The organism is Streptomyces sp. NPDC043176 (assembly GCF_056436715.1).
Genome location: NZ_JBWKCA010000050.1, coordinates 1 through 11,999 on the forward strand (window position 1 = coordinate 1; position 11,999 = coordinate 11,999).

9 protein-coding genes are annotated in these 11,999 nt (G+C 70.0%); 4 read left to right on the top strand and 5 right to left on the bottom strand.

Going from position 1 to position 11,999, the window contains the following annotated elements:
- Window positions 1–271: 271 nt before the first annotated feature.
- Window positions 272–1,024, top strand: a complete 753-nt coding sequence (locus AC067A_RS37165; protein ID WP_479248062.1) for a class I SAM-dependent methyltransferase — start codon at window positions 272–274, stop codon at window positions 1,022–1,024.
- 229 nt (window positions 1,025–1,253) lie between these two features.
- Window positions 1,254–2,837, top strand: coding sequence for an amino acid adenylation domain-containing protein (locus tag AC067A_RS37170; protein ID WP_479248066.1), 1,584 nt, complete (start codon window positions 1,254–1,256; stop codon window positions 2,835–2,837).
- Window positions 2,838–3,068: 231 nt separating this feature from the next.
- Here the strand turns inward: AC067A_RS37170 and AC067A_RS37175 are convergent, their stop codons facing one another.
- The 4 genes from AC067A_RS37175 to AC067A_RS37190 all read right to left on the bottom strand — a co-directional run bounded on the left by AC067A_RS37175 (window position 3,069) and on the right by AC067A_RS37190 (window position 7,371).
- Window positions 3,069–3,803, bottom strand: a complete 735-nt coding sequence (locus AC067A_RS37175) for a hypothetical protein (RefSeq protein ID WP_479248069.1) — start codon at window positions 3,801–3,803, stop codon at window positions 3,069–3,071.
- A gap of 71 nt (window positions 3,804–3,874) precedes the next feature.
- Window positions 3,875–4,858 carry a TauD/TfdA family dioxygenase gene (locus AC067A_RS37180; RefSeq protein ID WP_479248073.1) on the bottom strand — a complete coding sequence of 328 codons (984 nt, stop codon included), beginning with the start codon at window positions 4,856–4,858 and terminating at the stop codon, window positions 3,875–3,877.
- A gap of 11 nt (window positions 4,859–4,869) precedes the next feature.
- On the bottom strand, window positions 4,870–6,141 hold the full coding sequence (locus tag AC067A_RS37185) for an aminotransferase family protein (RefSeq protein ID WP_479248076.1): 1,272 nt from the start codon (window positions 6,139–6,141) through the stop codon (window positions 4,870–4,872).
- A 33-nt stretch (window positions 6,142–6,174) separates the two neighbouring features.
- Window positions 6,175–7,371, bottom strand: coding sequence for a hypothetical protein (locus AC067A_RS37190; RefSeq protein ID WP_479248077.1), 1,197 nt, complete (start codon window positions 7,369–7,371; stop codon window positions 6,175–6,177).
- Window positions 7,372–7,631: 260 nt separating this feature from the next.
- Here AC067A_RS37190 and AC067A_RS37195 point away from each other — a divergent pair, with 260 nt between their 5' ends.
- Both AC067A_RS37195 and AC067A_RS37200 read left to right on the top strand, forming a co-directional pair.
- A complete protein-coding gene (locus AC067A_RS37195; protein WP_479248080.1) occupies window positions 7,632–8,915 on the top strand; it encodes an MFS transporter in 1,284 nt (427 codons plus the stop codon).
- Between the two features lie 212 nt (window positions 8,916–9,127).
- The gene (locus AC067A_RS37200; protein WP_479248084.1) at window positions 9,128–10,186 is read left to right on the top strand and encodes a hypothetical protein; all 1,059 of its coding nucleotides are present in this window, start codon (window positions 9,128–9,130) and stop codon (window positions 10,184–10,186) included.
- Between the two features lie 26 nt (window positions 10,187–10,212).
- On the opposite strand, the gene AC067A_RS37205 is transcribed toward AC067A_RS37200, so the two are convergent.
- Window positions 10,213–10,980: a hypothetical protein gene (locus AC067A_RS37205; RefSeq protein ID WP_479248086.1), complete on the bottom strand. Its 768-nt coding sequence runs from the start codon at window positions 10,978–10,980 to the stop codon at window positions 10,213–10,215.
- Window positions 10,981–11,999 lie beyond the last annotated feature (1,019 nt).

Here is an 11,999-nt window from a genome sequence, read left to right on the forward strand (position 1 = left end):
GTTATGTGCACCTGGACGGTTTCCCGCTCAATCCCAACCGCAAGGTCGACCGGCTCGCGCTGCGCAAGCTCGCCGAAGACATGACCATCTGAACAAGTCGCCGCCGGAACGGTGAGCGCACCGGCCGGCCCTCGAACGCGATCCTCGGCCGCGTCCTCCTCGCCCGCGACACGGGGGCGAGGGAGGTGCGGCCGGTCGCTGACCCTCAACGCCCCGCAGCGAAGGGCCGGTTGCGCGCGGGGCCGGATGTCGATCGAGAAGGGGTATCAGGATGTCGGACAACGACCGTCGGGCCAAACTCCTGCGTGCGATGGAGTACCGCCAGGTATTCGACGATCGGCTCGGCCGAATCGAACGGGAGGCGCCGTTCGACTCGCTCCACGACGTGGACACCGCGTCGAACGTCGAACTGTGGGAGCTCCCCGAGAGCGACCGGCTGCAGATCGGCCGGGACGCGCGGTACTCGCCGTCGCCGGTCCGTACCGTGCTCAACGCCCTCCGGCACTGCGACGTCGACCACGAGAAGGTGACCTTCGTCGACGTCGGCTCCGGAAAGGGCCGGGTCCTGCTGCTCGCCACCGAGTTCCCGTTCCGCCGGATCGTCGGCGTGGAGGCGTCGGAGACGCTCTGCGACATCGCGCGCAGCAACGTGCAGAAGGCCTCGGAGACCCGCGAGGGCTGCGACAGGATCGACGTGGTGCACGCCGACGCCACCGAGTTCGACGTCCCGGACGACGCGGGACTCCTCTACTTCTACGAGCCGTTCTCCGCGGACGTGTCGTCCGCCGTGCTGGAGAGAGTCGAGGAGTCGATCCGGCGCAACCCCCGCCGCGTCGTCCTCTGCTTCACCGGCAGGGGCCAGCCGGACGGCGGGGCGAGCGAACGCGAGACGCCCCCCGTGGCCGCCTCCGCCGCGGAGGAGCGGCCCCAGTGGAAGGCGATCGGGACCGTCTCCTCCCCGGACGCCGAGTTCTACGACTCCTTCCTGTACGAGAACGTGGATCACGGCTCTCCGGAGGCCTAGGCCGTCTCCTTCGGATCTTGCCCGACCCGCGCCGCCCGGCACCGCACCTCGCCGCGTTGTCGAGGCACCCGAGTACGCCCGGTACGCGGGAGCCCCTCCGCCCTGCGATGCGTCCCCTCGGCCCTGGCGGGCCCGGGGAGACCCCAGGCGCCGGACGACGCGGGCCTGACCGGCGAGATCCGAAAGAGACGACCTGGTCCCGGTCCGGAAACCCTGAGAGGCAGAACCCATGAGCGATGTCATGACCGCTGACGAGCAGCGGGCTCATCTCGACAAGGCCGTCTCCCTCGCCGACCTCTTCCGCAGGGTCGCGGCCGCCCGCGGCTCCGCCCCGGCCCTCCGGGACGGCGGACGGACGCTGAGCTACCGCGAACTCGACCTCCTGACGGACCGGCTCGCCGCGCGGATGGTCGCCGAAGGCGTCCGCCCCGGCGATCGCGTCGGCCTCCTGCTCCCGCGCTCGGCCGAGACCCAGATCTCGATCCTCGCCGTCATGAAGGCGGGAGCCGCCTACGTGCCCCTCGACCCCTCGTATCCGGCGGAGCGCCTGCGCTACCTCGTCCGCGACGCCGAGATCGCACTGGTCGTCGGCGACGCCGAGCACGTCGCCGCCAAGGGACTCGCCGACGTCCGCGTGCTCGCGCCCCAGGACGACGGCGCGCCGACACCGCCGCTGCCGCCCGTCGAACCCGACGGCGGCGAACTGGCCTACGTCATCTACACCTCGGGCTCCACCGGCGCCCCCAAGGGCTGCATGGTCACGCACACCAGCGTGCTGGGACTGGTCCGCGGCGTGGCCTCGGTGGTCGACCTGACCAGCGAGGACCGCGTCGCGCTGTTCCTCCCCTTCGTCTTCGACGGGTCCGTCCTGCAGTTCTGGCTCTCCGTCGCGGCGGGCGCCGTCGCGGTCGTCGTGCCGCTCCCGGTGGCCCAGTCGATGCCGGACTTCCTGGAGTTGCTCCGCCGGGAGTCCGTGACCCTCGTCATCCAGGTCCCCACCACCCTGCGGGCACTCGCCCACGCCCACGAGGAGGCCGGCAGGCCGCCCCTGGCCCTGCGCCACGTCCTCGTCGGCGGCGAGAGCGTCGAACTCGACGTCGTCTCGGCCTTCCTGGAACGCTGCCCGGGCACCCCGCCGAAGGTCGTCAACATCTACGGACCGACCGAGGCGACGTGCGTCGCCACCTGCCGGGTGCTGACCCGGGCGGACTTCGACGGTCCCGTGCGCTCGCCGATCGGCACGGCCCTGCCGCACCTGCTCGTGGAGGTGCGCGACGAGGCGATGGAACTCCTGCCGGATGGCGAGGTGGGCGAGCTGGTGGTCGCCGGCCCGGGCGTGGCGGTGGGCTACCTGGGGCGACCCGAGCTGACGGCCGAGCGCTTCGTCGTCCTCGACACCCCGGACGGACCCCTGCGCTACTACCGGACCGGGGACCTGGCCAGGCGGCTCCCGGACGGCTCCTTCGAATACCTCGGGCGCAACGACCAGCAGGTCAAGGTACGGGGCATCCGGGTGGAGCTCGGCGAGGTGGAGACGTTCCTGCGCGCCCACGAGATGGTCAGGGACGCGGGGGCGACGGTGGTCGACACCGCCGCCGGAGCCCAGTTCCTGGTCGCCTGCGTGGTGCTCACGGACCAGGCGCCGGAGAAGCCCGAGAAGGTGCTGCGGCGGCACATGCTCGCCTCCCTGCCGCCCTTCATGGTGCCGGACCGCTACCAGTTCCTCCCCGAGCTGCCGTCGACGGACTCCGGCAAGCTGGACCGCCGGGCCCTCCACGAGCTGGCGACCCCGCGCAGGGCCCCGCGCCCCTGAGCGCGATCCGCCTCCCGCCGGCGACGGCGGGAGGCGGAGAACGACCGAGACCGCTGCTGCCCCGGGAGCCCCGGAGGCGGCAGCGGTCTCGCTCGTGTGAGGACCGGCTCGGACGCCCCGCTCGGACGCCCGGACCGGTCGCCTCGCACCGGTCGCCCCGGACCGGTCGCCTCGCACCGATCCGGGGCGACCGGCCGTCCGGATCAGCCGGGTTGGGACAGCCCGTCCACGTCAGTCGATCCAGGTCAGGAAGTGCTGCAGCTCCTCGCGGAGCTGGTCGACGGTCGGCCGCTGCACCTCGATGTGGGTCGTGGGCTCGTCGCCGGCCGGGGACGTCCGGTAGACGTTGGTGAATTCCTCCACGGCGGGCTGCTGCAGGACCAGCGAGGCCGCGGCCTTGCCGGCCGACCGGGAGATGCAGTGCAGCACCTTGTGGTCGATGTGGTAGACCGTGCCCGCCGGAAGGAGCGCCTCGAACACGGGACAGAGCTGCTCCTTGCCCTGGGCCTCCAGGGAGAAGGTCTTCCCCTGCCCGATCGGCAGGTACTTGAAGTGGTGGTACTCCGTACCGGGGCCGATCCTGAACTCCTGGGCGAAGTACTCGCCGACCACGAGGGCGGTCGTGAAGTCCCAGCGGTGCGAGTGGATGTCCTCCGTGATGGTCCCCGAGGCGTCCGGCCGCGGGTGCCACATGTGGAGGCGGAGGCGCCACGGGTTCTTGTCGCCGGCCAGCAGCACGAGCTTCAGGAAGTTGTTGGCGTGGTAGTACGAACGTGCGGCGATGTCGGCGAGAGCGTCGTCGTCCGCCATGATCCGGCCTATCAGGGAACGCAGTTCGTCCGGCTCGGCCAGCCGGCGGACCACCGACTCCGATCCCTGGAACGTCGTGCCGCGTCCGCTGTCCACGACCACTTCCAGATGGTCCTTGATGTCCCGCAGGGTCGCCCCTGCCAGAGCCTGCACCATGACCTGTACCTCCCATTCCGGATGCTGGCGATCCAGCGAGTCGATAGGTGTGGGGAGGGCGCGACCGCCGGTCAACGGTCGCCCTCCGGGTTGCGGCCCCGCGATCCGGGCCGGGATGACCGGTCCTCCCCGAGGGCGACGAGGAACTCGGGGGCGCCTTCGAACGCCGACCGGCCCTGGGCCATGATGATGTTGTCGGTGATCAGCAGGTCGCCGCGCCGCCACTCGACGTCGATCCGCACCGAGTCGTAGGCGTGCAGGATGGCGGCCAGGTCGTCGTCGGAGAACGGCGATCCGTCGCCGAGAGAGGTGTTCATCGGCAGGTACCTGCCGAACGCCTTGACCATGATCGCGCGCTCCGCCGGATCCAGGTTGCCCGCGTTGAGGAACGAGATCTGGTTGAACCAGCACTCCTCGCCGGTCACCGGGTGGTCGATGACGCCGGGGCGCCGGCGCACCGTGTACAGCGTGCCGCCCGGCAGCCATTCGGCGCTGATGCCGGCCGTTTCGAAGAGATCCTCGAGGGCGGCCCTGTCCGGTACGGAGAACGCCTTGCGCCAGGTGATCCCGAACCCTTCGTGGAAGGACCGGGCCAGGGTCCAGCCCGTCGTCCGGACGCGCTCGGCGAGGGGCGCGGGCAGGTGGTCGAGCAGTCGGCGCGTGTCGCTGAGGTGCGTGCGGCCGTCGCCGTCCGGAGGGGTGACACAGGCGGTGAGCACCACCGAGGGGAACGTCCGGCTGTAGGAACCCTCCTGGAAGGGGCAGAGCATCCGGTCGCCCGGCCAGGTGATCGGCGAGAGCACCCCGTCGCCGAAGTCGCCGCGGTCGTTGAACGCCTCGGTGGGCGTGTGGGGGGTGATCCCCAGGGCGTCTCGTGCCGCGGCGACGTGGTCCGGTCCGTCCATGGGAAGGCCGTGGACGAGGACCGCGCCGTGGACCAGCAGGTGGTCACGGAGGGTCCCGGCCATGTCCCGCAGCCATGTGTACGGCGAGTCGCCCGGGGCGGCGAAGGAAGGGAGGAGTTCTTCCCGCAGCGTGGGGACGGTCTCGCTCACGTGATCTCCTCCTACGATGCGACGGCGTCGACGGCGCCGCCGAACTTCTCGATCGCCTCGGCCGTGTCGTCGGCGGTCAGCGTCAGCGGGGGCGCGATGCGGATGACACCGCGCTCGTGTCGCGTCATCACTCCGGCCTCGGCCGCGGCGGCCGCGATGGCGGCGCCGGACTCCGGGCCGTCGGTCTCGACGGCGACGACCAGGCCGAGTCCGCGGACGTCGGTGATCAGCGGGCTCGACTCGAGCTTCCGCAGTCCGTCGAGGAGCGCGGCGCCCTGGGTGGCCGAGTTCTCGACGAGCTTCTCGTCGGCCATGATGTCGAGCACGGTGTTGGCGACGGCGGCGGCCACGGCGTGACCGCCCGTCGTGTGTCCGTAGCGAAGCCCCTGGACGACGGGTTCCCGGACGAACGTCTCCTTGATCGACGAGGTGACCGTGACCGCCGCCAGCGGGAGGTATCCGCCGCTGATGCCCTTGCTCATGGTGACGATGTCGGGGGTGATGCCGTCGTGGTCGAAGCCGAACATCCGGCCGGTGCGCCCGAATCCGCAGAACACCTCGTCCAGGATGAGCAGCGCGCCGTGCCGGTCGCACAGCGTCCTGAGCCGGGCGAGGAACCCGGCCGGGAGGACGACGCAGCCGCCGAGGCCGAGGAGCGGCTCGACCATGACCGCCGCGGCGGGCGGGCCGGCCTCCAGCACCCGGGCGAACCGGGCGATGAGCGCGTCGGCGCTCTCCTCGGTCCGCATCGCGCGGGCCGCGGCGGGCAGGGCGACGTGGTCGATCGGGAAGGGCGGGGCCCACTCGCTGACGGTGAACGGAAGCCCCGAGAGCTGTTGGGCCAGGTAGGTCGTGCCGTGGTAGGCGGCCTCGAAGGTGACGACCCGGTTGCGGTCCTCGCCGATGTTCCGCCAGTACTGCAGCGCGATCCTGACGGCCGCCTCGGTGGCCTCCGAGCCGCTGTTGAGCAGGACGGTCTCGTTCAGCTCGCCGGGCAGGATCTCGGCCAGGCGCGCGCTCAGCGTCTCCGCGGGATCGTGGCTGGACACCATGGGGTCGTAGTGGACGAGCTGCCGGAACTGCCGGCTCGCCGCTTCGATGAGCCGCGGATGTCCGTGCCCGCAGGAGGCGTTCAGGACACCGGAGACGCCGTCCAGGTACCAGTTGCCGTCGGCGTCACGGACGCGATTGCCCCGTGCCTCCACGATGCGCAGCGAGTGGGCCTGCTGGGTGATCGGCGTCCAGGGCCGCCACAGTGAACTCGCCGAAGGGGAACTGTGCATGTCTCAACTCTCCAGGGACCGGTCGTCGGGTCTTCAGGGTTTCCGCTCGGGAAGGCTTGGGATGGCCGTGGTCAGCCAGTGGCGCCAGCGGGCGCCGAACTCCCGGGCTCCGTAGCCGGCGATCTCCTCGTCGAGGAGGAGGCGGAGCCGGAGTTCCTCGTCGCGGACCGTCACGCCGGCCAGGAGCTTGCACACCTCGGGCGGCCGGCTGTCGCGTGCGGTCACCTCCACGGCCGGGACTCCCGCCACGTCGACCGTGGGGGCGCCGGCGTGGGTGTAGCTGAGCATCGCGGTGACCGAGCCGGAGAAGGTGGGACCGAGACCGGTGACCGTCGTGAACGGCACGTCCGCGTGGTCGACCTCCCGGTACCAGCTCCGGACGAAGTCGCCCGCGGCGTCCGGCGCCTGTCGCGATCCGGGCGGGTCGAGCGAGACGACCGTGTTCATGAAGCACCCGACGACGTCGGCGTACGCGGCGTTCCGCCCGCCCCAGGGATAGCCGATGGCGCTCGGTCCCGGCTCCCCGACGTCCCGCAGCGCACGGTGGATCGAGAAGAGGACATAGGGAAACAACGACCCGCGAAAGGAACGCGGGACGGCGACGGACGGGAACGATTCGATCGGAATGACCCGCGTGGTCCGCCCGGGTGCCCGGGCGAATTCGCCGGCCTTTTCCAGGCGTTCCGCCCAGAACGCGACGCCGGGTCCTTTTCCGGCAGTCTCCTCCGACGCCTTCCGGTCGATGACGGCCGCTCCGTATCGATCCCGCTGATGTCCGTCCGGTTCGGAAGGGGCCGACAGCTGCCGTTTGAGGAGCAGCATCGACTGTTCGTCGACCAATGCGTGATCGAGGACCAGGAGCAGATGGTCGCCCTCGGGTGACCGTATGAGACGCGCCGCCATGGCGGGTCCGTCGAGCGATGCCTCGAATTCCTCGACGACCTCCGTCTGGCATTCCGGTACGGACTTCTCGTCCGTCGCGTGGAGTTCGGCGAAGTCGCATTCGTCCGGACACCACTCCGCGTAAGCCTCGCCGCGGGAGAACCGGATTCGGTAGGACAGCGCCGGATTCCGGAGCACCACGGAGCGCAGGACCTGCCGCACGTCCTCCGTGGACAGCCGGGAGGCCGGCGTGCTGAGCATCGCGGTCACGGTCCCTCTGCGACCCGAGCGCTGGGCGTCCAGGCCGAAGGCCAGTTGGGCGCTCAGCAAGGGAAGCCTGTCTGTCATATGGTCCCCCGGTTTCGGCCGTGACCGCGGTTCCGTGGCCCCGGGCGGCGCGATGATGAGAATTCGAGAAGAAGGCCGCCTGCTGCCTGCCGGTCGGCGAGGTCTCTATATGCGAAGACGGGCGGGAGCCGGGCACGGCGCCACACTCCTGTCCACTGCGACGTGAACTCATATTGCCCGGTACTCGGCTCTCGGAAGTCCTAACAACTGACAGGACTGGAGCTCTAATTCGGCCGAACGGGCCATGCTACGTTGACGCCATGACCGAAGTGGCGAAGGATTTGCACGATGTCAGGTCGGAGGCCGAGGGCCGGAGCCTATGGCGTCAGCGGGATTTCGTACTCCTGTGGAGCGGCCAGACGGTCAGCGAGATGGGATCGGCGGTCACGCGGGTCGCTTTGCCCCTGGTCGCGGTCGTCGCGCTCCATGCGAGTACGTTCGAGGTCGGGCTGCTGACCGCGGCCACCACTTTGGCGTTCGCGATCGTCGCCCTGCCCGCCGGCGCGATCGTGGACGGGCATTCCAAGCGCTCCATCATGATCATCTGTGATCTGCTGCGCCTGGTGATCCTCGGCTCGGTCCCGCTCGCCGCCGCCTTCGACGTCCTGACGATCGGTCAGTTGTACGTGGTCGCGCTGGCGGCCGGTGTCTGCACCGTGTTCTTCGACGTCTCGTACCAGAGCTATCTGCCCTCGCTGATACGCACCGAGGACCTGATGGCCGCCAACGGCAAGCTCGGCACGACCCAGTCGTTCGCACAGCTCGGCGGACCGAGCATGGGCGGTGGCCTGGTCGCGCTGGTGGGCGCCGCCATGGCGATCGTCGTCGACGCGCTGTCGTACGCCGTCTCGCTGCTGGCGATCCTGGGCATCCGGAAGCGGGAGGAGCCGCCGCCCGCACCGCCGGCCGACGAGCCGCTGCGCCGCCGCATCACCGAGGGCCTGCGCTTCGTCCTCGCCAACCCGATCCTGCGGCGGGTCGTCGCCTGCACCGGCACCGGAAACCTGTTCTCCGGCATGACCGCGGCGCTGGCCATGGTGTTCCTCGTCCGCGACCTGCGGGTGAGCCCCGCCATGACCGGCCTGATCCTCGCGGGCTCGGCGATCGGCGGCATGGTGGGCGGAGCCCTCGCCGGCCGGCTCGCGCAGAAGATCGGCACGGCGCGCATCATCTGGGTGTCGATGCTGGTCTTCAGCGCCCCCCAGGTCATCGCGGCGGCCGCCTGGCAGGGCTGGGGAGTGCTGCTCTTCCCCCTCGGCTGGGGCATCGCGGGCTTCGCCTTCATGGTGTACAACATCGCCCAGGTCAGTTACCGGCAGGCGGTCACCCCGCCCGAGCTGATGGGCCGGATGAACGCGGCCGTCCGCTGGATCGTCTGGGGCACGATGCCGCTCGGCAGCCTCCTCGGCGGAGCGCTCGGCACCCTGATCGGCGTACGCCCCGCCCTGGTGGTGGCCTTCGTCGGCGCCTGGGCGGCAGGCTGGTTCGTGTTCTTCTCGCCGCTCCGGCGCATGCGCGACATCCCCCAGCCCGCGGCGGGTTGAGCGTCCGGCCCCGACCGCGCGCGGTCGGGGCCGGCGCCCCGCGAGGCGCGGTCCCGGGCCTTCGGGGACCTCCCGGATGGCGGTCACTCGATGGGCGGGGGCGGCCCGTCCCGTACGGCGAGGCCGCCGGCCCGCGAGGGGACGGCGGCCCTGATGCCCGACGGGCGGGCGGACCACTCACCGGACGACCCCGAGACCGAGAGGGCTGACACATGGGGATCTACTTCACCCCGGGCATCGCGGACTTCGACCAGAAGCAGTTCGACGCCCTCGACACCACGGCCGGTGCCGCGTCCTCCTTCAGCCGGCTCCGGCAGCACGAGGAGGACGGCAGGTGGATCAGCCGCTACCTCGGATGGCGGGACGGCGAGGTGCTGCGGGCGGCCGTTCCGCTCTACCGTTCGCGCATGCGCGCGTGGGCGGACCCGTCGTACGACCCCGGTTCATGGGGTCTTCCCGGCGGCGTCGGCGAAGCCTGCTCGCCCGGCACCTCGCTGCTGGTCGGCGGATGCGCCGACCGGCGCACCGGGTTCCACGTCGACGCGGAGACCAGGGCCCCGGACCGGCTGCGGAAGCTGCTCGTCGAGGCCGCCCGGTGCGCGGCCGACGAGGACCGCTGTCTGGTCTTCCCCTACGTGTACGGCACTGCCAGGGCGGCGCTGGACGCGGCCGCCGACCGCGCCGTCGTCTGGGCCGAACTGGGCCGCGAGGCCCATCTGTTCGGACTGGCCGACCCCGCTTGGGAGAGCGGTCTCCCGTCCAGGGTCCGGTACCGGCTCCGCCGGGACGAGCGCACGATCGCCGGCGCCGCCATGACGACCGGGGAGGCCTCCTGGGACGAAGTGGGCTCCTGGGCTGCCGAGTTGATCTCCGAGCACAACGCCGCCAAGGGGCAGCGGGAGCTGGCCGAGTTCGTGGGTTTCCGGCTGTCCACCTGGCAGGAGAACCCGGACGTCGACGTCGTGGTCTTCACGGCCGAGGCGGGCGGGCGGCGCGGCGTGCAGACGATCCTGTTGTGGGGTGACGAACTGGAGGTGTACGAGATCGGACTGCCCGGCGAGGAGGGCGACGAGCGCCTCGCCCTGTACCTCAACCTGCTCTTCCACCTGCCGATCCGGTACGCGCGGGCCCGTGGCATCGACCACATACGTCTCGGCTCCAAGGCGGAGACGGCGAAGGGGCGGCGCGGAGGGGTGTTCGAGCCGTTGTACGGCGGGGTTCTGGGCATGGCCGAGACGCGCCGGCTGGCCCGTGGCGGATCGGAGGGCTGAACAGGCGGACCTCCCGTCGGCGGCGCTCAGGCGCATTGCGCCCTCGCACGTTTGAGGTCGGGAAGCAGCGCCAGGTGTTCCTCCCGGACCAGGTCGAACCGGAGCGAGAACGCGACCAGGGCCTCGCGCTTGGAGTGCATGCGGCCTTCGTCCACGTACTTGGCCCACTGGCCGACCGGCAGCTTCTGGTCCGCCAGGTAGTCGATGTGGTAGTTGATGCTGCTGCGGTTCGCGCCCTCGAACTGCTTGACCCCCCGCAGCCGTTCGACCACTTCCTGCACGGAGGGGACGGCCGCCATGGAGGAACCGCGCAGCCGCGGCTCGCACAGGGCCACGAGAACGGCGAAGTACTTGCTCGCCGTGTCCAGCTTGGACATCGCGGACTCGGTCAGGGTGGCGGCCTGGTCGGACCCCAGCAGGCGCGGCGGGGGAGTGAAGACCGTGAGCTCGCTGATGGTCTCGCTGGACGGGATCAGGATGCGCGACATCTCGAACGGGATCACCATGCCCAGCTGGCGCGGCCTGGCCTTGACCACTTCGGTGCCGCCCTCCAGGTTCTCGATGACGAACGTGGTGCTCGTCGTGAAATTCGAGAAGAGGAGGTGGTGGTCGGATACTTCGAACGTCCCGATGCTCGGCAGGGCGCCGGGCTGGAATTCACCGGTGGAGCTCGATATGCCGAAGTTCAGCCGTTCGCCGACCTTCAGGTTGATCCGTTCCTTGACGTCGGTGCCGCCGTGGTGGCGGGTCTTGTTCCGCCAGGTCAGGATCACTTCTGCATCGGATTCGATCATGGTATTCAAAGAACGTTTCCTGTCATCCTCGACTACTTGTGGAAGTCCCAAGGTGGACGGGCGCCGATCGGCCTGCTCGTCGAGGCCGGTCGGAATGTTCAGTGAGACCGCGGTGGAGAGGTCCGCGAAAGGGGAGGCCTCGGGAGGGCATGGGTTCCCTCCCGGTGCGCCGCATCCGGTCGATATCCGGGCGTGCCGGGTCTTCGGCCGGCCCCGTGGTCTCCGTGAAAGCGTTCCGGTGGGCAATGAGCGTGAGGTGGGCGGAGGCGGCAGCGCATTCCGCATCCGCATCCGGCGAGGCGGGCTCGAGCCCTTCCGCGCCGGAGGTGCCTCAGTGGGTGATTCTTCGCCCCGGGCGGCTTTCGCGGCGCGGGAGTTCAGCCGTCGAATAGCGGACGGCGATGGCCGGCAGAAGAGACTGCACTGCGCCCTTCATGTGATTCTTCACCCCGTGTATTGATCGCCGGAGGCGCCGTTTCGGTGGCCTCCGACAATGGATCGATGTATCTTTTCGCATCGGCACCGAATATGAGATCAATTCGGTGGGTCGCACCCTTCCTCTTGCCCGGCCGCGGTCGGTTCATATCCCGCGGACAGGAGTTTGATCTTTTGTTCCCCGGTAACCCCCTGTTTGGCGATCTTCACTCCGCGTTGCCCACGGTGTCAAGACCCGGACGAGACTCCGAACGCACCTATAACGGGCGTCACGCCAAAGTGATCGCGAGTCAGATTCGCCCTACAGTTTGGCGTGCGGCTTGGCAAGTGGATTTTTCGCTTCAAACAGCTGCTAAAGGCGGATCATCGCTCTTTGCCCTGGAATGGCACTCTGTGGCGACAGGCGCGGCGAAGTGCCAGTTCGGAGGCCCACGGGCGGTCGTGCGCCCCTTGTCGCAAGGGTAGCCGCCGCTGCCTCTGGCAGTTGCTCCTGACGGGTGTCAGTACTGTTCGGTGGGCTGGTCGGTGATCCTCTGGGTTGGGTCAGGAGTCCTGCCGTCGTGCTGGATTCTGTTTTCTCAGCC